Source organism: Allobosea sp. 05T422_2, assembly GCF_056396265.1.
Genome location: NZ_JBFTLD010000108.1, coordinates 1 through 20,520 on the forward strand (window position 1 = coordinate 1; position 20,520 = coordinate 20,520).

A 20,520-nucleotide genomic window follows, 5' to 3' on the forward strand; every position below is an offset into this window, starting at 1 on the left:
GCCTGGCTCTGACCTGGAAGGAGATGATTGTTACTGCCATCGACCGTTCTAAGGCCGATTGGCAGCAAGGATGCATCTTGACCGATAATATCGACAAGACTTTCACCCGCAACGTTACGCTCTGCAACCTTAATTTGCTCAAGAATCTTGTTCAGATCGGCGAGGTTGACAACAAAGCTTGAAGCCATAACAGACCCCCAATTGAAGAACGTCGGTGAATATTAGGGGCAAATTAACTCTTCCATCGTATAGGCGGTTAGAGGACAAGGTCACCGCATTTTCGGGACCAGCGCGTGCCTATCAGGTGCCTCTGGTCCGTGGTCCATTGGGGCCGAGACCACCGACCTTGGTCTGGTTGGATCGTACCGGCAGAGTTCCTGGAGGCGCTGACGTGGTCAGGCGGCCGCATCGAGCTCCGGGTTCGAGCCGCCAATGGCGCGCCAGCAGCACCCAGAGCGAGCATGGCGGCGGCGGGCGGGGTTCGCTCAGTAGACCGCCCGGCCCCCAACGCGCCCCTGACAGCAGAAACTAGCGCTTTTCTTGTCGCGTGGAGGCGGCATGATCGAGAGATGAGCAGCGATGGGAATACGACGATCGGGGTTCTCGCCGACGACCTGACCAGTGCAGCGGACGGGGCTGGCCCCTTCGTCATGCGGGGCCATGGCGCGTGGGTCGGACGGGGTCGGTTGCCCCGGCAAGAGAGCGACGTCATCGCCGTGGACAGTGGCTCGCGCTCGGCTCCCGAGGCTGAGGTCGCGGAGCGGGTCTCGCGTCTCACCGCGCAGCTCGCCTCGCGCGACATCCTCTACAAGACGGTCGACTCGACGCTGCGCGGACATGTCAGGGCCGAGCTGGACGCGGCGTTCCGGGCCAGCGGGCGTAGGCAGCTCGTCTTCGCCCCGGCCTTTCCCGCGGCCGGGCGCACCACTGTCGGCGGCGTTCAATGCGTGGACGGTATCCCCGTGTCGGAGACCGCCTATGGCCGCGATCCGGTGCATCCGGCCCGCCATTCGGTGGTCGCCGACCTGGTCCCGCCCTCCATCGGGAGTGTGGTGCTGCTCGACGCCACGACACAGGACGAGCTGGACGCGCAGGTTGCGGCCTTGCCCGAACCGGAAGCCACGCTGTGGGTAGGCTCCCCGGGGATGGCGGCGGCGCTGGCGCGGCGCCTGGCCCCGACTGCGACGGGGGCTCCTGCAGCAGCGGTCGGCGGCGGGCCTGGCGATATTCTCATCGTCATCGGCAGCGCGAACCCGCGCAGTCACGGCCAGGCCGATCGGGTCGAGGGGGTGAGCGGGGTCACCCTGCTGCGCAGCCCCGCAAAGCGCGAAGACGACCCGGCGCCGCTTCTGCGGGAGATTGCAAGGGCTGCGGCGGACAGGCTTCGGGCCGAGGCCTTCGACGCGTTGATCGCCACGGGCGGGGACACCATGGAGGCGATCCTCGACCTTCTGGACGTTCGGGAATTCGAGATCCTCCACGAGCTCGAGCCAGGTTTTCCGCTTGGCCGTGCCCGGCTCGATGACGGGCGCGCGCTGCTTCTCGCCATGAAGGCCGGGGGTTTTGGCGGGGATGACACCTTGCTTCGCGCGGTCACGCGGCTGCGCCACGGGGCGCCTCTCTCTGACCAGGGCATCGCCGATCCCGCCGGCCTGGAGACCGCGTTCGCCGATGCAAGGCGGCTCGGTTCCGCGCAAACCGGGTCGAACAAAACGCAAAAGGTGTCCTGATGGGACTTCGCTTCATCTTCATGCTGACGCGCAACGACCGCACCGTGGACGACGCGTCGGAGCAGCTGCAAACCGCCCTGCATCTTGGGGTCCGGCATATCGGCTTCAAGGATATCGGCCTGCCGCTCGACCAGTTGAAGGCGCTCAACAGAGCCATCAGGGAGGGCGGCGCGACATCCTATCTCGAGGTCGTCTCGCTCGACCGCGACAGCGAAATCGCCTCGGCCAAGGCTGCGGTCGAAATCGGCATCGACGTCCTGCTCGGCGGGACCAGAGTCGATGACGTGCTGCCGATCATTGCCGGCACCACGATCCAGTACTGTCCGTTCCCGGGGCGGATCATGGGCCATCCAAGCGTCCTGGAAGGCAGCATCGACGAGGTTGTCGCCAGCGCGCGGATGCTGGCGGCGCGCGACGGCGTGCACGGGCTCGATCTGCTGGCCTATCGCTCGCGGGAGAACGTGCCGGCCCTGATCCAGGCCGTCTGCGCCGCGGTCTCCAAACCCGTCTATGTCGCCGGCTCCATCGACACGCCGGAACGGATCGCCGCGCTGAAGCAGGCCGGAGCCGCGGGCTTCACGATCGGCACGGCTGCGCTCGACGGGAAATACCCGGCCGAGGGCAAGGACGTGCCCCACCAGCTCGCCAGGATCATTCGCGACGTCGCAACGCTCAACCGGCACATTTCGCCATTCCACAAGGAGAACCTGAGATTTGCGTTCGGCCGGTTTTCCGACAGCTGGCCGCCCCATATCGCCGCACGCGTCAACAACATGCAGATCAAGCTCGCCAGGTTCGAAGGCGAAGCGGCCTGGCATTTCCAGAAGCACGAGGACGAGGTCTTCTTCGTCCACAGGGGTCGGCTGCTGATGCGGTTCCGTGACCGCGACGAGCTCATCGAGGAGGGTGAGTTCATCGTCGTGCCGCATGGCGTCGAACGCTGCCCCGCAGCCCCGGAGGGCGCCTGCGAGGTGGTATTGCTCGAGCTGGGCCCGACCGCAGGCGCCGGCATCGGGGAGGACGGCCTGGGCGACGCAGGGGCCTTCCACACCTGATGCGCGCCGTCAGCCCATTCCCGGCCGGGCGCGTAAGCACCCGCAGCCGATACAGTCTCCGACCTGGAGCTCCCTGCGATTGGTCAGCGCACCGGCAGCAGGTACTTCAGGCCCTGCGTGAAGCCGCGCGGCGCGACGGTGAGGTGATCCTCGTCGTTCAGGACCGCTGATTTCAGCTTCAAGCTCGGATACTTTCGGCTCAGCAACGCCGTCTCCAGAGCCCGGTTGTCGGCGACCATGTCTACCGTCTGGTTGTAGCGCCGATCGCCTTTCTGCTGGGCTTCATAGGCGCCTACATAAAGATAGACATTCGCCGCCAGGTCCTGATTCCGCGTGGCGTAGCCCGCTTCGAGCTTCAAGGCATGCCGCTTGTCGTACCAGAGAGACGGGCTGCCGAGGATATAGCCGTTGAATAGGCCGGGCTCGGTGAAAAGGATCTGTGCCCCAAGCAGAGCGCCGTAGGAGTGGCCGAGAAAGATTGCTCTGGCAGGGTCGGCCCGGTAGCGCGCGGTGATGAATGGCTTTGCCTGATCGCGCAGATATCCCTGATAGGCGCGCGCCTGACCATGGATGGCGTTGGCTGGTGCGGTGCTTGGACCGTTCGATGTCGGAGTATAGTCACGCTGGCGGCTGACCATGCCGTCCTCGCCCTTCCCATAAGACAGGCCGACAAGGATGAATTCCTCAATCTTGGGCCCCTCGACGTTCAGGCGGCGCCCTATCTGCCGGATGATCGGGAAAGCGTAGTCGGCATCGGTAACATAAAGCACGGGGTAGCGCCGCTGCGGCTGCTTCGCGTAGGACGGCGGCAAAGCGACGAAGACTTGGTAGTCGCGGCCGGAGACCGGATCGGGCACGTCCCATACCTCGCTGCCGGAGATCTCGTATGGGCGCCCCTCGCCAGGCTGCACCTTTGGAGTCGATTGGGCCCGGGCGTGCATCGCGCCGCTGGAGACGCCGAAGCCGGCGATAAGGGCAATCAGCAGGGCATTTTGAAAACGTCGTTGCACGTGAAGTCTCCGCCGGCGACCACCGGTCTCAGCTCATGGGGTTATGAGGTTGGCCGACTGTTAGTGGCGCGCTCGCGCAAAGATGAGGCTCGGATTCTCGCGATTGGATTCGCATTTAAGAAAACATGAATCGAGTTCCCGCCGCAGGACTGTTTCAGCTACGTCAGGGTCAGATGAGCAGAATCCGCAACGGGTCGACCTTGCCCCTTCGATCTCGTTTCCCAAGCTGACGGTTTATCAGGCGGTCGCCTGCAATAGCCCGTGCCTGGCAGATCAGGACCAAGCCGGACATCGCTGCGGAAGACCAATCCGCAATCGCCACCTCAACCGCTTCGCTCCGCCACCTCAGATCGGCAGCAGCGCGTCGGGCTTCACATCGGCCACCGATGCGTAGGTATGGGTTTCCCTGACACCGGGCAGAGGCAGGATCACCCGTTCCAGAAAGTCCTGGAACAGCGACATGTCGGCAATTCGCGCTTTCACGAGATAGTCGAAGCCGCCGATGACCATGTGGCATTCCAGAACTTCGGATGCCTGCGAGATCGCCTGGGCAAACCGCTCGAAGATATGCGGGGCGGTGTGGTCGAGCCGGACCTGGATGAAGACCACGGTGCCCCGGCCGACCTTCTGCGGATCGAGGATCGCCCTCACCGCCCTGACATAGCCCTCCCGGAACAGGCGCTTGACGCGCTGGCTGGTCCCGGTCGGGGACAGGCCGACCCGGTTCGCCAGTTCGAGCGTGGTGCGGCGGCCGTCCTCCTGCAGCAGACGCAGCAGGTTGCGGTCGATCGCGTCGAGATCGGCGATTTCATGTTTCACGCTTGATGACCACAGATAGAGTGAATCTCACGCCAAACTCATGGAATGAGCATATTCAGCCGCAGCTGTACCGGCAATAGGCTGTGATTGTTGCAGTCCGGTGCTGTCGGCGGCCCCGAGCCCGCCGGACCGGCCGCGCCGTCACGGAGGCCAGCATGCGTAGCGCGATGTTCGGAGACGGAGCTGGCAGCAAAGGGCTGGCGATCCTGGCCGGTGCGGCCTTCGTTGCGATCACCACCCTCCAGTTCGTCGCCGCCCGCTTCAGCCTGCGCGAGCATCTGACTGCGGCCGATATCGTAGCCCTGCGCTTTCTCGGCGCGGGTCTCGTCTTCCTGCCGGTGCTTGGTAAGACCGGCACCGGAGGGCTGAAGGCGCTGGGCTGGCGGAAAGCCGGGCTGCTGGCGCTATTGGCGGGGCTGCCCTACCCGCTGCTCATCAATCAGGGACTGACCCAGGCGCCGGCCGCCCATGCCGCCGCGCTCTCTCCCGCCTCCATCGTCTTCTTCTCCTTGGTGCTTTCGCGCATCGCGCTCAGGGAGACGGTGTCCGGCGCGCGGCTGATCGGCATCGGCGCGATCATCGCCGGGCTGCTGCTCTTCGTTTTCCATGCAGGGCTCAGTGCCGGCGACACCTGGCGCGGCGATCTGCTCTTTGCCGGATCGGGGATCATGTTCTCGGCCTATGCGGTGCTGGCCCGGCGCTGGTCGGTCGATGCGGTGACGGCGACGATCGCAGTCGTCCTCCTCTCCTGCCTGCCGATGCCCCTGCTGCACGCCCTGGCGCCGAGTGGGTTCGCGGCCGCCCCGCTTGCCGAAATCGCCACGCAACTCGTGATCCAGGGCTTCCTGGCCGGTGCGGCTGCGATCGTTCTCTACACCTATGTGGTTCGCCAGCTCGGCCCGCAACCGGCTTCGCTCTTCATGCCCTGCATTCCGGTTGCGACGGTCGTGATCGGCGCGGTGGTGCTAGGCGAAATCCCGACGCCGCCCCAACTCGCCGCAATCGCCCTCATCACATGTGGAATGGTCTTCCCGATCCTGCGGAGAGCCTAGCCCGGGGCCGGCGCCGGAGCTTGCAGCCTTACGCCGGGACTTCGCCATTCCCGGTTTTCACCGAGACCCGGCGGCAGGCGCTGCGCGTGAAGCGCTCGATCTCGGCCAGCGCCGCATCCAGGCTCGGAAACGGACCATGCTTCATGGCCTTCATCGTCTCCTGCGCCTGGCCCGCGGTGACAAGCCGGAACTCGCCCGGGGGGTTTTCGGTGATTTCGCCCATCGGCCGGCCGAGCAGGTCGCTCAGCAGCCAGACGGTGTCATCGGAGCTCTGGGTGACGGTGATGTCCACGAAGCACTCGCTCTGATCGGGATGCCGACCGCCCGTTCAAGCGGAGGCAGGCCGGCGCTTCTTCGGCTTCGGCGGCTCGGCTGCGAGGAGTTCGCGGTCCAGCGCCTCCTTGGCCAACCGCTCAGCCTTCAGCCTCGCGGTCTTGGCCTCGCGGGCCTGGATGGCGCTCTCCTCCTCGGAGATGATCCGGTTGCGCACCGATGACTGGGTCTGCGTCCTCAGGAACGCATTATCGGCATTGGCAATGAGCTTTGAACGATCGGTCATCGGTTTCCCCCTCCTAGATCTTGCTGGCGGCGCCGCCATTCCCGACGATCTCGTGATGCCCGATCACGCGCTCGCGGCCATCGGGCCCGCGCACGCGATACTGCTCCTCGGCGTTGTCGCGGGAGGGCATGACGCGCAGAACCTCGAACGGGCCTGGCCGCGGCTGATTGATCATGTCGTTGGTGAGGCTGAGGAGGTCCCCTGCCTTGTAGGCTGTCGTGGTCATGTCTTCATTGTCCTTGGGGCGGGGGCGTCAAAAGCTCTCCGCCGTCAGCCGGTGATAGCCGCCGCGATGCCGGGAATAGGCGGAGCGGGCAGCCTGGTAGATCGTGTCACGGTTCTGGTCGAAGACGGCGAGAACCGCAGCCTCGACATCGCCCGCACTCGGGCTGAGCTTATGCAAGGCCGCGAAATCGACCTGGAAGGTGACCTCCAGCGATGCGTCGGAACCCCAGAAGCTAACACAGGAGCGCCCTGCATCGAAGCGTCGGATCGGATTGGGAAAGTTGAGACTCATTGCCAGTGTCCTCCCGGTCGCGTCGGCGCAAAGCGGCCCGCGGCGCCATCCGCAGGGGAACTGGAATGCCCGGATACCGTGCGGCTTCGGAGGTCAGGAATGTGGCCGTTCAGCCGCCCGCGACGCGCAGGGGCGCCGCGACGGGTCTCGCTTTGCAGGGACAAGCCAGCCATTTTCTCACATGCGGCCACGCCGGAACAGATCAACCGCAAAGCGGCTCGTTCTCGGCGACCGTGTTTTGCACATGGGGAACCGCAGCACGTTTTGTAAGGTTGGCGCAAGAATAATCCGGGCCCGGAGCCGCGCATCCCCCTGCCCTCACCGAGCGGGCCGCCTGAATCGGGACGGGATTGAAGGCGGCCCAAGCAAGAGCCGCTTGCCCCGCCTTTTCGCCTCGTGGAGGCCAATACCCCCGCGCCTGCTCCTTCACTCGGCGAGTGCGGCGCGCACGAGCACGGCAAGCCGCTCGTAATCGGCCTCCTCGTTATAGGCCTGGGCCGAGAGCCGCAGCCACAGCCCACCGGCGAGAGCGGAGACCGGTGCATCGCAGCCCCTGGCCTCGAAGCGCCGCCGGATCGCCAAGGCCGCTTCCGCACTCGCCTCAAAGCGCACGGGAAGGCGCACCAGCCTCATCGCCCGCGCGAGCTCCGGCCCGGAGCCGGCTTCGGTACCGAGCGCTGTTGCGAGGATCTCACCGCCACGCCCCGCGAGATCGGCATTGCGCGCCCGCAGGGCGGCACCGCCGAGATCCTGATGAAAGGCGAGCGCGGCCGTCACGGCCAGAAAGGCGCTGGGGTCGCGCGTGCCCGTCCAGTCGAACTCGGCGAGATAGCCGCCACCGAAACCATGCGAGATCGTCAGCGGATGGATCGCTGCCTGATGGTCCGGCCTGGTCCACAGGAAGGCGCAGCCTTTCGGGGCCATCAGCCATTTGTGGCAATTGCCGACATACCAGTCGGCATCGAGGCCCTGGAGATCGAGCGCGATCTGGCCGGGCGCATGGGCTCCATCGACAAGCACCGGTACGCCCGCCGCGTGACAGGCCGCAATCAGCTCCGCCATCGGCAGCAGGAGCGCGCTGGACGAGGTGATATGGTCGAGCACCGCGATGCGGGTGCGTGGCGTGATGGCGGCCGCGACAGCCTCTACGATCTGCGCGGCGCAAGGCTGCGGAAACGCAATCGGCGCTTCCACGATGCGGGCTCCGCTGCGCTCGGCGAGGTAGGCGACCGTGTTGCGAACCGCGCCATAGGCGTGGCTCAGGATCAGGATCTCGTCACCCGGCGCGAAATCCAGCGAGCGCAGGACGGCGTTGCAGCCGCTCGTGGCGTTGTCGACGAAGACGAGGTCCTCGCCCTTCGCACCGAGGAAATCCGCCAGCGCGCCCGCGGCCTGCCGCAGGGCCAGAGGCAGGACCGAGCGCATGAAGAGCGAAGGCTGGCTCTCCATCTCCCGGCGCCACGCGTCCTGGGCGGCGAGAACGGTTTTGGGCGTGGCGCCATAGGCACCGTGATTGACCGTCAGCTTGCTCCAGTCGAGCAACCATTCCCCGCGGATCGAGGATCCGAGCTGGACAGGCTTGGGCGGGACGGAGGTGGCGGTCGCTTTCATCGCTTGCTCACCGCTTCAGGCCGGAGGCCGCAATACCCTCGATGATATGGCGCTGGAACATCAGGAAGGCTGCGAAGACCGGGACGAGGCTGAGCACCGACATGGCGAAGAGCGGCCCCCAGGACGAGCGGCTCGTCGCATCGACGAAGCCGCGCAGCGCCAGCGGCACCGTGTAATTGGCGACATCGGTGAGATAGAGCAGCGGACCGAAGAAATCGTCCCAGGTCCAGATGAAGGAGAAGATCGCGGCCGCCGCCAGGACCGGCTTCGACAAGGGCAGCATGATGCTCCAGTAGATCCGCCAGGGTCCGCAGCCGTCGATGACGGCCGCCTCGTCGAGTTCCCTTGGGATGCCGCGGAAGAACTGCACCATCAGGAAGATGAAGAAGGCGTCGACCGCCATGAATTTCGGCACGACCAGCGGCCAGAACGTGTTCAGCCAGCCAAGCTTCTGGAACAGGACATATTGCGGGATCAGGGTGACGTGATAGGGCAGCATCAGCGTGCCCAGCATCGCCGCGAACCAGAATTTCCGCAGCGGAAACTCAAGCCGCGCGAAGGCGAAAGCGGCGAGCGAACAGGCCGCCAGGTTGCCGATGACGGCCAGCCCMGAGACGATCAGCGAATTCAGGAAGAACCGGCCGAAATTGATGCCGAGACCGTACCAACCCTCGACATAGCTCGCCAGGGTGACCGCCTTCGGCCAGAGCGAGAGATCGCTGAAGATCTCGTCTTCCGGCTTGAAGGAACTGCTCAACATCCAGAGCAAGGGATAGAGCATCGCCAGCGAGGCAAGCGCGAGCGCGATATGCTTGGGGAGCGCCCGCCACGACCGGTCGATCGCCTCCGGCGCGAGGCGGCCGTCAGCGCTGTTCGTCTTCATAATAGACCCAGAAGCGTTGCGAGAAGAAGGTGAGCGCCGTGAAGGCGGCGATCGTCAGCAACAGGACCCAGGCCAGGGCCGAGGCATAGCCCATGCGGAAATAGGCAAAACCCTGCTGATAGAGATAGAGGGTGTAGAACAGCGTCGAGTCGACCGGGCCGCCGGTGCCGCCGCTGATGATGAAGGCCGGCGTGAACGCCTTGAACGCCTCGATCGTCTGCAGGACCAAGTTGAAGAAGATCACGGGGGCGAGCAGCGGCAAGGTGATGCGGGTGAGCTGCTGACGCCGCGTCGCGCCATCGATGCTGGCTGCCTCGTAGAGATCACGCGGAATCTGGCGCAAGCCGGCGAGGAAGATGATCATCGGCGAGCCGAACTGCCAGACGCTGAGGAGGACCAGCGTGTAGAGCGAGGTTGCCGGATTCGAGATCCAGCTCGGTCCGTTGATGCCGAAGGCGAACCAGAGGARTTCGTTGACGAGGCCCTCATAGCCGAAGACCTGCTTCCACAGGATCGCGACCGCGACGCTGCCCCCGAGCAGGGACGGCAGGTAGAAGATCGCGCGATAGATGCTGAGGCCCCTGATGCCACGATCGAGGACCATCGCGACGGCCAGCGCGAAGGCGAGCTTCAGCGGCACCGAGAGCACGACATAGGTCAATGTCACGCTGACCGACGCCCAGAATTTCGGGTCGGACGAGAACATCCGCTGATAATTCGCCGCTCCAACCCATTGCGGCGCGCGCAGCAGGTCGAAGTCGGTGAAGGACAGATAGAGCGAGACGAGCGTCGGGCCGAGCGTGAACAGCACGAAGCCCGCGAGCCACGGCGCGAGGAAGAGATAGCCGGGCAAGGCATTCCTGACGCCGTCCCAGCGACGCCGGGCGACAGGGCCCGGCGTTGAGGCGGCGAGACTGGCACTGTGAGCCATGGGTGATCAGGCTTTCGAGAGAATGCGCTCGGCCTCGGAGACGAGCTGCTCGGCCGCCTGTTGCGGCGTGAGCTGCTTGAACCCGACCTTCTCGGCCGCCTGGCGGATCAGGGCGGTGACTTCGGCCGCGCCCTTCGGCGGCGCCGGCGGGAGCGGCGCCGGTCCGCGCTTGCTCAGCTGCGAGAGATGCTCGACCTGCATCTGCCCGCCCTCGTCGAGTTCCGGCGCCAGCAGGGCGCGGATCTTCTCCGAGGGCGAGACGCCGCGCTCGACGCCGAGCAGCTTGGCGCCTTCGGGCTTCAGCACCATGAAGTCGATCAGGGCTGCTGCGGTCTTGGGATCGGCGGCCGTCGCCGAGACGCAGAGCATCATCGAGGGCTTGAGATACTCGCCCGGCTTCTCGCCCTTGGGATGGAAGGCCATCCCGACCTTGCTCTTGCTGACGGCCTGGTAGCCGACGATCTGGTTGCTGTTGGTGAAGGTGATCGCGGCGCGGCCCGTCGTCAGCAGGTCGCTGTCGATGGTGATCTTGTCGGTCGCTGCGAGATCGGCGGGAACGATGGCGCCCCTGCCCCGCATCTCGGCACAGAGCGCCAGCCAGGACTCGGCATCGTCGCGGGTGAAGCCAAGACGACCGTCCTTGTCATAGAGCGTGCGGCCGCGCGTCAGCACCCAGTATTCGAGCTCGGGCTCCATCACGCTGGGATCGGCCGAACCGAAATAGCCGCGCCGGTTCGCCTTCTTGGTGATGTTCTCGCCGAGCGTCGCGAATTCGGCCCAGCTCATCTCCGGGTTTGGCGCGGCAAGGCCGAGCTTCTCCAGCATCGTCTTGTCATAGAGCAGGACGTCGCTGTTCATGCCCATGGGGATGCCATAGAGCTTGCCGTCGATCTTGCCGGCCTCGAGCACCKAGGGGACATAGTCGCTGGGGTCGATGACCGAAGGGACGAGATCGTCGAGCGCCCGCAGCGCGCCGCGACGCGCATATTCAGGCAGGTAGCGGTAGTCCATCTGAATGATGTCGGGCGCATTGCCGCCGGCGACCTKGGTTGCCAGCTTGGTCCAATAGGCATCCCAACCCACGGTCTCAGGGGCAATCTCGAGCCCGGAACGCCCGAGCTTGAAGGCATCGATCGCGGCCTGCGTCCGGCGCGCCCGGTCGGTTCCGCCCCACCAGGCGATACGCAGGCGGCCCGGCTCCGCGGCAGCGGCCGGCGAGGACAGCGCGCCTGCGCCAGTCAGCTTCAGAATGGCCGGCGACGCGATCAGCGCCCCGAAACGCAACACATCACGCCGTGATGCCTTCATGCCCATTTCGCTCTCCCTTGCTACCCTGCTTCGGCCCTTGATTCTCGTTCGTCCACGAGAGGGCCGCACAGTTGTTGTCGCGATTTGTTGCACGGTTCCAGCATCGGTGCAACGATGCACCAACACCAAAAAGGGGAGAAACCAAGGGGTGGCGACCATTCTCGATGTGGCGCGGATAGCCGGCGTCTCGGCTTCAAGTGTCTCGAATTTCCTGAACGATCGCCATGCGAAGATGACCCCCGCCACGCTTGAGCGCATCCGCAGCGCCGTCGCGGAACTCGGATACAAGCCGAGTTCGGCCGCGCGTCAGCTGAAGACCGGGCACTCGGCCGTGATCGGGCTTCTGGTGCCCTCGGTCGCAAACCCGTTCTTCGGCGAAATCGCCACCGCCATCCAGCATGCCGCCCAGGCGCGGGGGCATCAGGTGATCCTTTGCAACACGTACCGGGACCCGCACCGGGAGACCGAGTTTGCCGAGGAACTGGCGGCTTTCGGCGTTCGCGGCATCATCACCGGTTCGTCCCTGCTGAACCCCCGGCATCTCTCCGGCCTTGCCGCCAAGGGGCTCGCCATCGTCGCTTTCGAGGGCAATGCCGCCTTGTCGGCAGCTCAGGGCATTACCGTCGTGTCGACGGACAACGCGCTGGCCACGACGCTCGCGGTGGATCATCTGGTTGGCCTCGGACATCGGCATATCGCCTATGTCACGGGACCGCTTCAAACGGCGGCGCGCGCGGCGCGTCTGAACGGCTTCAGGACGGCAGCGCAGAGACATGGCCTGGACGGGTCTGTCCATGAGATTTCGCTGCCGCCGAACGAGTATGGCGACGACATGATCGCGGAACTCGGGATCGATGCCGGACTCGCCATCGCAAGACTGCAGCAGCGCCCGACCGGCGTGATCGCGATGAACGACCTGCTGGCGATCGGCCTCGCGGCGGGCTTGCGCGAACAGGGCCTGGTGATTCCCGACGACATCTCGCTGGTCGGCATCGACGACCTGTTCCTGGCCCGGCTGATGAACCCGCCGATGACCAGCGTCAGGCAGCCACTCTCGGCAATGGCGCATGCGGCGATCGACTGCCTCCTCGATGCGATGGGACAAGCGCAGCCCGTCCAAAGCCGGATCTTCCCGCCGGAGCTGATCGTCAGGCAGTCGACCGCGCCAGCCATGCCGCGCAAGCCGAACGGACGCGGCTAGCCCGGGGAGCGCAGATCGAGCGCGAGGCGGCTTGTTCCCGGGCGCCGGCCCCACCATCGGATCCAGCGCGGGCATCCTGTGCGACCGTCGCGATGGAGCCCTTCGGGCTTCGCCCGCCTGCCCTGGAGCGCCGGACGATCAATTGGACGCATATCCGGCKGGGCTGAAGAGGTTTCGGCATTCTGCAGGGGTGACGAGTTCGCAGATGTCGCCGACGGCAAGGAAGAGGATTTTCAGCTTTTCGTGGCGCTACGCGACGGGGATCAGTTCGAAGGTCGCATCCGCGATGGCGTCCACTATGCCGACACGGCCGACATGATGCGGCGCCTGACGAAGGAGGAGCTGCTGCCCCTTGACGCCGTTCAATGTGAATTGCTTACTTTTGCTTCMCGTGACTGCTGGCGCACTTTTAGTGCTCAGCCAACCAGACGCCGCGCCAATCTGCAATAGCGTCAACTGCAGCGAATTTTGCCTCCGCAAAAGGAGCCTGACATGCATTTCCACCTTGCGCTTTCCGTCGCAGTTTTGGCTGTCTTCGCATTGCCGACGCAAGCCAGGGAGAGCGGCGATAGCGCTCGCGAGGCGTGTCGCGAGGAAGCCCGCAAGGCTACCAAGCCAGGACACACGTCTCGGCTCGATCGGGAGCAATTGAAGGAAATGCGCCGCGAATACGCCCGCGATTGCCGCCGGAGATCAAAGGCGATTTGATTACTGGCCACGGCAGGGACGATCGCGCTGAACACCATCACGGGCAAAGCCAACCCTTAGCGGTACTCCCGAATGATCTCGATCTTGCCGACGATGGCGTCGTTGAAGGCGTTCATGTCCGCTGCCGGGATCCACTATTCGAGATGCGCGCGTCCACCAGCGTCCTGCACCCGATACTGGTCGAGCTAGCGCCTCGCGCCCTGGACGACGCTGGCGAACAGGACGCCGATGCAGCCGAAGAGCAGCAACAAGCCGACCGTGATGGAGGCGCCCTGCTGGTAGCGGACAAGCAGCCCGCACGCCCCGACCACGGCCAGGATGGCCAGCGCCAGCTTCTCGTCATCGACGAACAGGGCGACGAGTTCGCGAAATATCAGACGCAGCAGGTTCATCGGGTCATCTCCTGGGGTTCGATTTTCTGGGGCTCGATTGTCCGGGGACGACGGGCGACCGGGACCAGGCTGAGCCCGACCGCCAGGAACACGGCGGCAAGAGCCGGGATCGCCAGATCATGCCCGGGCCAGGCGACGCCGAGCCCCTCCCCGGTCCAGTAKACGCCGAAGGCCGACAGCATCACGCCGACGCCGAATTTGAGGGTGTTCTCGGGCACGCGCGACAGCGGCTTGTGAACGGCGAAACCGATGATCAGGACAAGGAGGCAGGCCGCGACCGCCCCCAGCGCCGCCGGCCAGAGCAGCCCGCGCCCGGCGCCGACGGYGATGACGATGAACACGACCTCGACGCCCTCCAGCACCACCGCCTTGAAGGCGGCGAGACCCGCGATCCAGTTGCGCTGCGTCGCGTCCCGGCGCGCTGCCTCGGTCAGGCTCGCCGTCTCCCTGGCGAAGGCGAGCTCCTCGTCATGCAAGGCKATGATGCCCGCGGCCCGAAGGATCGCCTTGCGCAGCCAGCGCAGGCCGAAGAGCAGCAACAGCACGCCGATGACGAGTTGAAGCCCCTGGAGCGGGATGCGGTCGATCACGGGCCCGAGCGCCAGGACGAGAAGGCCGAGAACCCCGAGCCCTGCCACTGTCCCCGTCAGGGCCGGTCGCCAGCCCTGCACCGTTGCGACCGCAAGCACGATGGTGAAGGCTTCGACCACCTCGACGAGCGAGGCGAGGAACGTCGCGGAAATGGCGGGGGCGGCTGTTGCCCATGAGATCATGGCTGTCGCTTTCGTTTCGCAGGCCGCGCAGCAGGATGAGATCTTCGTGCGCGACCGTGGTATGATAGATACGCGATATTCCGTTCAGTATGATTGTAACGACCGTAACATTCAATAGGTTCCGAGAGGTTCGATGTCTGCATTGGAATGGTTGCTGCTGACCTACAAGGTCCCCGCCGAGCCGGCGCGGAAGCGGGTCTCGATCTGGCGCAAGCTCAAGGGGATGGGCGCGGTCTATCTGCAGGGCGGCGTCTGCGTGCTGCCCAAGACCGATGACCATCTGCGGCGCCTAAAGATGCTGGAGAACGAGATCGCCGAGGCCGAGGGCGAAGCGCTGCTGCTGGCGACGGTCGGCCTCGACCAGAAGCAGYAGGACAAGATCATCGCCCGGTTCAATGCCGACCGCGACGACGAGTACAAGGAGTTCATCGAGAAGTGCATCGCCTTCGAGGAGGAGATTGCAGAAGAGACCCGCGTCAAGCACTTCACCTTCGCGGAGCTCGAGGAGAACGAGCAGGAACTGACCAAGTTCAAGACCTGGATCGCCAAGATCCAGAAGCTCGATTTCTACAAGGCCGATCGCGCCGAAGAGGCGGCAGGCCGCCTGATCAAGTCGGAAGCTATTCTCGACGCTTACGCGCATAATGTCTTTTCGGCGCAGGAGGAGAACATGTCTCCCGAGGCGTCGAAGGAGCAGAGCAATTCCAGCAAAACTGCGTAGCGGTCCGGCGTACGAAATCACGTGAAGACAAGGCGATAAGGCATTGCAGGGGATTCCATTTTCACCAACTCTCTAGCGGAGAAGCATCATGACGGCCGCCCCGCGCCATGCCGGCCCGATCCCAGCTTCAGACTGCCTCTGGAGCGGATGGTATGCGTGGCGGCCCGTCTTCCCGAGCGACGACACCGGGCCGTTCTGGCTGGAGACGCTCTGGCATCGGCGCCACCCCGTTACCGGACGCCATGAATATCGAACATTCCGCTCCGAGGCCGAAAAGCTGCGTGAGATGAGCGAGCGGCTGTTCTAAAGCATCGGCCCGAAAAGTGGATTGCGGTTTTCGGGGCAAAGCCTATGCAAACACAAAGGCTTAGATCATCGAACCGGATACGATATCCGGTCCGATGATCTGGTGGATGGTGTCCGCGGCTCGCGGCCGTTCCAGGAGCGTCGGCCCGGCCCCCGGCAGCCTATGGCGGACCCGCACGGGACAGACCAGACGCTCCCGACCACGTTCGAGCTGGATGGAAAGCCAGGCCCTGTCCTGTTACGGCATGGCTAATCTGCAGGAGCGATCCGATCCTGCCGTCGGACGCAGGCAGACAGCATGGTGGTTTCGGAGTTTCATCGCATGGCGGCGCTCGACAACGCCGCGCTGTGCACCGCCATGTGGCGCGCGCACGGCCTTGGCGTGGAGCGTGTCGACGGTTGCGCCGCGTGCTCGGGAACGCCGCCGCGCTTCTACCCCCATCTCGTCACGGTCGACCCAAAAATCGATCCTCAGGTTCAGCTGCACGCCATCGCAAAACGGACAGCGCGGGCGTCTGAGGCCTTCTTCGTCAAGGACAGTTACCGGGCGCTCGCGCTGGACGGTCTCGGCTTCGAGCCGCTGTTCGATGCTCGCTGGATTCATCGGCCCGCCGGCCTGGCCGCGGGACGAACGCGGCTCAGCTGGCGCCCGATCATGGTCGCCGAGGAGTTGGGCGCATGGGAGGCGGCCTGGAGTGGACGTGCAGGCGAGCCGCCGCTTTTCCTGCCGGCATTCCTGACGTCGCCCGGGATCAGGATGCTGGCCGGGCGGGCGGATGGCGCGATCGTGGCCGGGTGCATCGTCACGGAGACGGGCGCCGTGGCCGGTCTCAGCAACGTCTTCGGCGACACCTCGGAGGTGATCAGCGCCACGACAATGACGGTCCCCGGTCGCGACCTCGTGGGCTACGAGAGCGGCGACGCACTGGCAGCCGCACTGGAGGCCGGGTTCCGGACGGTGGGCGACCTCGCGATCTGGAAACGTCCATAGGGCTTAAAGCTTCGGCCCGAAAAGTGGATTGCGGTTTTCGGGGCAAAGCCGACGCAAACACAAAGGGTTAGATCATGGGAGCGGATATGATTTCCGGTCCGATGATCCAAGGGGGCGATCCTTGCCCTCGCGCACCGGTATCTGCGGACACTTGTCTGATCCGCAGGACCGTGGCGGCGAAACGTGACGACGGCAAGGTCGTGTCTGGCCGTCTTTAGCTTCCCGTTCAGAACACCGTGACGTCACGGGTGAAGACCTCGGCAGGGTTCCGACTTTGCCTTGACGGCCGATCGTCCAATACAGTCCCGCACGCCCCACGAGAGTAAGGTCAGCATGAAAGTCAGACCGGCCACATCCGCTGATGCGCAAGGTATGAGCAGCGCCCTGGACGAGATCTTCACTGCGGGCCTGCGCAAGAGCGCTGGTGATCCCCAATGGGTCCTGGCTCACTATATCGAGCAGGAGCAGCGCATCGAATGCTCGGTTGCGGAGGGCGAACTGGGGCGGATTCTCGGGTTCCAGTCTCTGCGCCATACCTCGGCCGACAATCMCTACGGGGTAGCCGAAGGCTGGGGGATCATCGGAACCCATGTCAGCCCCCACGCCGCTCGCCAAGGCGTCGGCTCGGCGCTGTTTCAAGCCACAGTGCAAGCCGCCAGAGCCTTTGGCCTGCAGAATATCGATGCGACCATCGGCGAGGGCAACGCGATGGGCCTGGCCTATTACGAGGCGATGGGCTTTCGGACCTACCGCACGCAAGAGGGTGTCATCTGCAAGGTCTATCGGCTCGATCCCTAGCGCACCCCCCCGCAATCAGACCGGGCGCCAGGCCGAACCGCCCCGACATCGACGAGGGCCGGCTCGCCCCGAGTTCCGACTTCGACGTGAAACGGCTAAGGAGGCCCCTGAGATCAGCAAATCCAGGGAATGCAGGGATGACAGAGCCCGCCACGATCCTCTTGAGCCAGGTCAATGGCCACGGCGCCTCCACGAGCGGGCAGACCAGCTGCCTCGATCTGACGGACAGCAATGGACGCCGCTTCATCCTTCACATTCCGCGGCTGCTCGAGGGTGATTTCCTGTCGCGGTTCGAAGCGGCAGCCATGCACGCCGCCGAGATGCGCGGCTCCCCGTCGAATGCCGACGTCGTCAACGCCGTGCTCGCCGAACAGACCAGTTTCGTGATGGCCGATGATGGAACCTTGATCCTGAGGACGAAAACCCGCTCCGGCGTCGATATCGATATCAACTTCGACGAGACCACCGTGCGCGGGCTTCGCGCCTTGCTGGACAAGCGGCCATCGCCTCACTGAGAGGGCTGGGGAAACGCCTCGCAGCGGGTTGAAAACAGGCGCTCCCCGATAAAATCGACGAAGACCCGGACCTTCGGCGAGAGGTTGCGGTTGGAGGGCCAGATCAGGCTGAAATGGCCGGGAGCATCGATCCGGTCATCGAGCAGGGTGAGCAGCTCGCCCTTCCCGAGCGGATCGCGCACCAGGAAATCCGGCATGCAGCCGATACCGAGACCGGCGACCGTGGCGCCGCGCAGCGCCTCCATATTGTTGCAGGTCAGGACCGTGCGCGTGCGCAGTTCCGCCTCGCCGGCCACGAGCGTCAGCGGCCAGGCCTGGATCTTGCCGCTGTTGGGATAGCGGAAGCGGATGCCGAGATGCCCGTCGAGGTCGCGCGGGCATTCCGGCTTGCCGTGGCGTTCCAGATAGGACGGTGCGGCGCAGAGCAGCATCTGGAATGGGCGCAGGGTCCGCGCCATCAGGCGCGAATCCGGGAGTTCGCCGCTGCGGATCGCGACATCGACGCCCTCGTCGATCAGATCGACGAGGCGGTCGTTGAAATCGAGATCGACCTCGATCTCGGGATAGCGCGCCATGAACTCCGGCAGGACCGGCAATAGCAGGTGGTAGCTGACGATCGGCGTGCTGACGCGCAGGCGCCCGCGCGGCACGTCCATCGTGCGGGCGAGCATGGCGCGGGCATCGTCGAGATCGTCGAGGATGCGCCGGCAGCGCTCGTGGAAGGCCCGCCCCTCCTCGGTCAGCCGCAGGCTGCGGGTGGAGCGCTGGAACAGCCGGATGCCKAGCTGCTGTTCGAGCCTGGTCACGGCCTTGCCGACCGCCGACGCAGACAGTCCGAGCACGCGCCCGGCCATGACGAAGCTGCCGAGATCGGCGGTCCGGACAAAGGCCATCAGGCCGCTCAGCGAATCCATTCCTGGCTCTCCCGAGACACGAGCATTCGAGCGTTTAATTCCGCCAAGATCGGAATGTGCGGCGCCTTGGCAGGTATTCCATCGAGATTATCCTGTTTCTCGGGAAAGGCGAGCTTTCCCGGGAAAGGCGAGCCCCGGCTGGGTCGCAGCTCCGCCGCCATCGAACAGGGCATTCAATCCATGACGCAAACCACCACGCGGCCGCGCACGGCCGAGCAGGCGCTCGTGCTCCTCTCCGTCTGCCTCGCCGCGGCCGCGATGCCGCTGACCTTTACCGGGCCGGCCGTGGCGCTTCCTGCCATCGGCAAGGCTTTGGGCGGCAGCCCGATCGCGCTCAACTGGGTCACCAACGCCTTTATGCTGACCTTCGGATCGAGCCTGATGGCAGCGGGCGGACTGGCCGATGCCTATGGCCGCAAGCGCGTCTTCCTCATCGGCGTCGGCGCGTTCGCGGTGCTCTCCATGGCGCTGGCCGTTGCACCCGATATCCTGTGGTTCGATCTGGGCCGCGCGGCCCAGGGCGTCGCGGCGGCAGCCGCCTTTTCCGGCGGCATGGCGGCGCTCGCACAGGAATTCGATGGCGCGTCGCGCATCCGCGCCTTCAGCATCGTCGGCACGAGCTTCGGCGTCGGCCTTGCCTTCGGGCCGATCGCTTCGGGCCTGATGATCGACGCTTTCGGCTGGCGCAGCATTTTTGGGCTCGTGATCGTACTGGCGGTGCTCGCTTTGGCGCTGGGCGCGCGCGTCCTGCAGGAATCGCGCGATCCCGACGCCGCCGGGCTCGACTGGCCCGGCGCCGCCAGCTTCACGCTGGCCCTGGCGCTCTTCACCTATGGTGTCCTGCTGGCGCCGGAGCGCGGCTGGTCCGAGCCCACCGTGATGAGCCTGCTGGCGGGCTCCGTCCTGCTCTTCATCGCCTTCGTCGTGATCGAGGGCCGTGTCGCTCGGCCGATGCTCGACCTCACCCTGTTCCGCTACCCGCGGTTCGTCGGGGTGCAGTTGCTGGCCGCCGCGCCGGCCTATGCCTTCGTCGTGCTGCTGATCCTGCTGCCCGTGCGCTTCATCGGTATCGAGGGCCTGAGCGAGATCGCCGCCGGCCGGCTGATGATCGCACTGTCTGCGCCGCTGCTGGTCCTGCCGATCGCGGCTGGCCTGCTGACGCGCTGGTTCGCGCCGGCGACGATCTGCGGCGCAGGCTTGCTGATCTGCGCGGCCGGCCTGTTCTGGCTGAGCCGCGTTCCGCTCGGCGGCGAGACGATGGGCATCGCCTTGCCGATGGCGCTGATCGGCATCGGCATCAGCCTGCCCTGGGGGCTGATGGACGGGCTTGCAGTCAGCGTCGTGCCCAAGGAGCGCGCCGGCATGGCGACCGGCATCTTCAGCACCACGCGCGTGGCCGGCGAAGGCGTGGCGCTCKCCGTGGTCAGCGCCGTATTGTCTGCCCTGACGGCCGKCCATCTTGCGGCTGGCGCGACCGCAGCGCATGCGGGTCCGGCCGCCCAACGGCTCGTCACCGGCGACATCGCGAGCGCCGTGGCCGCCTTGCCGCAGATGAGCCGGACCGCGCTCGTCCAGAGCTATGGCGACGCCTTCGCGACATTGCTCGTGATGCTCTGCGCCATCACGGTCGTCACCGCGATCGTCGTCTTCGCCTTCCTCGGGCGCGGCACGGAGCAAAGGGCCGAGCCGGCGGCGGAGGCAGAAGAGCGTCTGCGCACCTCGGAAG

24 protein-coding genes are annotated in these 20,520 nt (G+C 65.4%); 11 read left to right on the forward strand and 13 right to left on the reverse strand.

Features of this window, described 5'->3' with window-relative positions; all coding sequences use genetic code 11:
- The 3 genes from AC1DJT_RS19000 to AC1DJT_RS19010 all read left to right on the forward strand — a co-directional run.
- The coding region (locus AC1DJT_RS19000; protein ID WP_476834648.1) for a hypothetical protein at positions 1–182 on the forward strand (182 nt) is incomplete at its 5' end.
- Positions 183–569: 387 nt separating this feature from the next.
- On the forward strand, positions 570–1,730 hold the full coding sequence (locus tag AC1DJT_RS19005) for a four-carbon acid sugar kinase family protein (RefSeq protein WP_476771061.1): 1,161 nt from the start codon (positions 570–572) through the stop codon (positions 1,728–1,730).
- The gene (locus AC1DJT_RS19010; protein ID WP_476834649.1) at positions 1,730–2,785 is read left to right on the forward strand and encodes a cupin domain-containing protein; all 1,056 of its coding nucleotides are present in this window, start codon (positions 1,730–1,732) and stop codon (positions 2,783–2,785) included. The genes AC1DJT_RS19005 and AC1DJT_RS19010 overlap by 1 nt, the downstream gene beginning before the upstream one ends.
- 83 nt (positions 2,786–2,868) lie before the next feature.
- Here AC1DJT_RS19010 and AC1DJT_RS19015 read toward each other — a convergent pair whose 3' ends face one another.
- Both AC1DJT_RS19015 and AC1DJT_RS19020 read right to left on the reverse strand, forming a co-directional pair.
- The gene (locus tag AC1DJT_RS19015; protein WP_476834650.1) at positions 2,869–3,795 is read right to left on the reverse strand and encodes an alpha/beta hydrolase; all 927 of its coding nucleotides are present in this window, start codon (positions 3,793–3,795) and stop codon (positions 2,869–2,871) included.
- A 345-nt stretch (positions 3,796–4,140) separates the two neighbouring features.
- Positions 4,141–4,602, reverse strand: coding sequence for an Lrp/AsnC ligand binding domain-containing protein (locus AC1DJT_RS19020; RefSeq protein ID WP_476771027.1), 462 nt, complete (start codon positions 4,600–4,602; stop codon positions 4,141–4,143).
- A gap of 167 nt (positions 4,603–4,769) precedes the next feature.
- Here AC1DJT_RS19020 and AC1DJT_RS19025 point away from each other — a divergent pair, with 167 nt between their 5' ends.
- A complete protein-coding gene (locus AC1DJT_RS19025; protein WP_476771026.1) occupies positions 4,770–5,666 on the forward strand; it encodes a DMT family transporter in 897 nt (298 codons plus the stop codon).
- Positions 5,667–5,694: 28 nt separating this feature from the next.
- On the opposite strand, the gene AC1DJT_RS19030 is transcribed toward AC1DJT_RS19025, so the two are convergent.
- The 8 genes from AC1DJT_RS19030 to AC1DJT_RS19065 form a co-directional block, all read right to left on the reverse strand.
- Complete coding sequence (locus AC1DJT_RS19030; protein WP_476771025.1) at positions 5,695–5,958, reverse strand: hypothetical protein; 264 nt, start codon at positions 5,956–5,958, stop codon at positions 5,695–5,697.
- A 36-nt stretch (positions 5,959–5,994) separates the two neighbouring features.
- On the reverse strand, positions 5,995–6,225 hold the full coding sequence (locus AC1DJT_RS19035; RefSeq protein WP_441493408.1) for a hypothetical protein: 231 nt from the start codon (positions 6,223–6,225) through the stop codon (positions 5,995–5,997).
- A 13-nt stretch (positions 6,226–6,238) separates the two neighbouring features.
- A complete protein-coding gene (locus AC1DJT_RS19040; RefSeq protein WP_441493407.1) occupies positions 6,239–6,451 on the reverse strand; it encodes a hypothetical protein in 213 nt (70 codons plus the stop codon).
- A 27-nt stretch (positions 6,452–6,478) separates the two neighbouring features.
- On the reverse strand, positions 6,479–6,742 hold the full coding sequence (locus tag AC1DJT_RS19045; protein WP_476771024.1) for a DUF1488 family protein: 264 nt from the start codon (positions 6,740–6,742) through the stop codon (positions 6,479–6,481).
- A gap of 426 nt (positions 6,743–7,168) precedes the next feature.
- The gene (locus AC1DJT_RS19050) at positions 7,169–8,353 is read right to left on the reverse strand and encodes an aminotransferase class V-fold PLP-dependent enzyme (RefSeq protein ID WP_476834651.1); all 1,185 of its coding nucleotides are present in this window, start codon (positions 8,351–8,353) and stop codon (positions 7,169–7,171) included.
- 7 nt (positions 8,354–8,360) lie between these two features.
- On the reverse strand, positions 8,361–9,134 hold the full coding sequence (locus tag AC1DJT_RS19055; RefSeq protein WP_441493415.1) for a carbohydrate ABC transporter permease: 774 nt from the start codon (positions 9,132–9,134) through the stop codon (positions 8,361–8,363).
- An 82-nt stretch (positions 9,135–9,216) separates the two neighbouring features.
- On the reverse strand, positions 9,217–10,167 hold the full coding sequence (locus tag AC1DJT_RS19060; protein ID WP_476834652.1) for a carbohydrate ABC transporter permease: 951 nt from the start codon (positions 10,165–10,167) through the stop codon (positions 9,217–9,219).
- A gap of 6 nt (positions 10,168–10,173) precedes the next feature.
- Positions 10,174–11,475, reverse strand: a complete 1,302-nt coding sequence (locus AC1DJT_RS19065; RefSeq protein WP_476834653.1) for an ABC transporter substrate-binding protein — start codon at positions 11,473–11,475, stop codon at positions 10,174–10,176.
- A gap of 148 nt (positions 11,476–11,623) precedes the next feature.
- Between AC1DJT_RS19065 and AC1DJT_RS19070 the strand changes: the two genes are divergently transcribed.
- Complete coding sequence (locus AC1DJT_RS19070) at positions 11,624–12,676, forward strand: LacI family DNA-binding transcriptional regulator (RefSeq protein WP_476770766.1); 1,053 nt, start codon at positions 11,624–11,626, stop codon at positions 12,674–12,676.
- Between the two features lie 893 nt (positions 12,677–13,569).
- Here the strand turns inward: AC1DJT_RS19070 and AC1DJT_RS19075 are convergent.
- Positions 13,570–13,776, reverse strand: coding sequence for a hypothetical protein (locus tag AC1DJT_RS19075; protein ID WP_476776728.1), 207 nt, complete (start codon positions 13,774–13,776; stop codon positions 13,570–13,572).
- A complete protein-coding gene (locus tag AC1DJT_RS19080; RefSeq protein ID WP_476834654.1) occupies positions 13,773–14,549 on the reverse strand; it encodes a COG4280 domain-containing protein in 777 nt (258 codons plus the stop codon). The genes AC1DJT_RS19075 and AC1DJT_RS19080 overlap by 4 nt, the downstream gene beginning before the upstream one ends.
- 133 nt (positions 14,550–14,682) lie before the next feature.
- Between AC1DJT_RS19080 and AC1DJT_RS19085 the strand changes: the two genes are divergently transcribed.
- The 5 genes from AC1DJT_RS19085 to AC1DJT_RS19105 all read left to right on the forward strand — a co-directional run bounded on the left by AC1DJT_RS19085 (position 14,683) and on the right by AC1DJT_RS19105 (position 17,880).
- Complete coding sequence (locus tag AC1DJT_RS19085) at positions 14,683–15,270, forward strand: Chromate resistance protein ChrB (protein ID WP_476834655.1); 588 nt, start codon at positions 14,683–14,685, stop codon at positions 15,268–15,270.
- Between the two features lie 88 nt (positions 15,271–15,358).
- Positions 15,359–15,577 carry a hypothetical protein gene (locus tag AC1DJT_RS19090; protein WP_441493396.1) on the forward strand — a complete coding sequence of 73 codons (219 nt, stop codon included), beginning with the start codon at positions 15,359–15,361 and terminating at the stop codon, positions 15,575–15,577.
- A 321-nt stretch (positions 15,578–15,898) separates the two neighbouring features.
- Positions 15,899–16,567 carry a hypothetical protein gene (locus AC1DJT_RS19095; RefSeq protein WP_476770763.1) on the forward strand — a complete coding sequence of 223 codons (669 nt, stop codon included), beginning with the start codon at positions 15,899–15,901 and terminating at the stop codon, positions 16,565–16,567.
- A 372-nt stretch (positions 16,568–16,939) separates the two neighbouring features.
- The gene (locus AC1DJT_RS19100) at positions 16,940–17,365 is read left to right on the forward strand and encodes an N-acetyltransferase family protein (RefSeq protein WP_476834656.1); all 426 of its coding nucleotides are present in this window, start codon (positions 16,940–16,942) and stop codon (positions 17,363–17,365) included.
- A gap of 137 nt (positions 17,366–17,502) precedes the next feature.
- Positions 17,503–17,880, forward strand: coding sequence for a hypothetical protein (locus AC1DJT_RS19105; protein WP_441507553.1), 378 nt, complete (start codon positions 17,503–17,505; stop codon positions 17,878–17,880).
- Here AC1DJT_RS19105 and AC1DJT_RS19110 read toward each other — a convergent pair.
- Positions 17,874–18,794: a LysR family transcriptional regulator gene (locus tag AC1DJT_RS19110; protein WP_476770760.1), complete on the reverse strand. Its 921-nt coding sequence runs from the start codon at positions 18,792–18,794 to the stop codon at positions 17,874–17,876. The genes AC1DJT_RS19105 and AC1DJT_RS19110 overlap by 7 nt on opposite strands.
- Positions 18,795–18,974: 180 nt before the next feature.
- Between AC1DJT_RS19110 and AC1DJT_RS19115 the strand changes: the two genes are divergently transcribed.
- Positions 18,975–20,520 (forward strand): MFS transporter (locus tag AC1DJT_RS19115; protein WP_476834657.1); only part of this gene is annotated, 1,546 nt, incomplete at its 3' end.

Excerpts from the sequence above, each read along its gene's own strand:
- AC1DJT_RS19005 (WP_476771061.1), top strand. The coding sequence starts at position 570 with ATGAGCAGCGATGGGAATACGACGATCGGGGTTCTCGCCGACGACCTG.
- AC1DJT_RS19075 (WP_476776728.1), bottom strand. The coding sequence starts at position 13,776 with ATGAACCTGCTGCGTCTGATATTTCGCGAACTCGTCGCCCTGTTCGTC.
- AC1DJT_RS19010 (WP_476834649.1), top strand. The coding sequence starts at position 1,730 with ATGGGACTTCGCTTCATCTTCATGCTGACGCGCAACGACCGCACCGTG.
- AC1DJT_RS19090 (WP_441493396.1), top strand. The coding sequence starts at position 15,359 with ATGACGGCCGCCCCGCGCCATGCCGGCCCGATCCCAGCTTCAGACTGC.
- AC1DJT_RS19035 (WP_441493408.1), bottom strand. The coding sequence starts at position 6,225 with ATGACCGATCGTTCAAAGCTCATTGCCAATGCCGATAATGCGTTCCTG.
- AC1DJT_RS19050 (WP_476834651.1), bottom strand. The coding sequence starts at position 8,353 with ATGAAAGCGACCGCCACCTCCGTCCCGCCCAAGCCTGTCCAGCTCGGA.
- AC1DJT_RS19025 (WP_476771026.1), top strand. The coding sequence starts at position 4,770 with ATGCGTAGCGCGATGTTCGGAGACGGAGCTGGCAGCAAAGGGCTGGCG.
- AC1DJT_RS19040 (WP_441493407.1), bottom strand. The coding sequence starts at position 6,451 with ATGACCACGACAGCCTACAAGGCAGGGGACCTCCTCAGCCTCACCAAC.
- AC1DJT_RS19095 (WP_476770763.1), top strand. The coding sequence starts at position 15,899 with ATGGCGGCGCTCGACAACGCCGCGCTGTGCACCGCCATGTGGCGCGCG.
- AC1DJT_RS19045 (WP_476771024.1), bottom strand. The coding sequence starts at position 6,742 with ATGAGTCTCAACTTTCCCAATCCGATCCGACGCTTCGATGCAGGGCGC.
- AC1DJT_RS19105 (WP_441507553.1), top strand. The coding sequence starts at position 17,503 with ATGACAGAGCCCGCCACGATCCTCTTGAGCCAGGTCAATGGCCACGGC.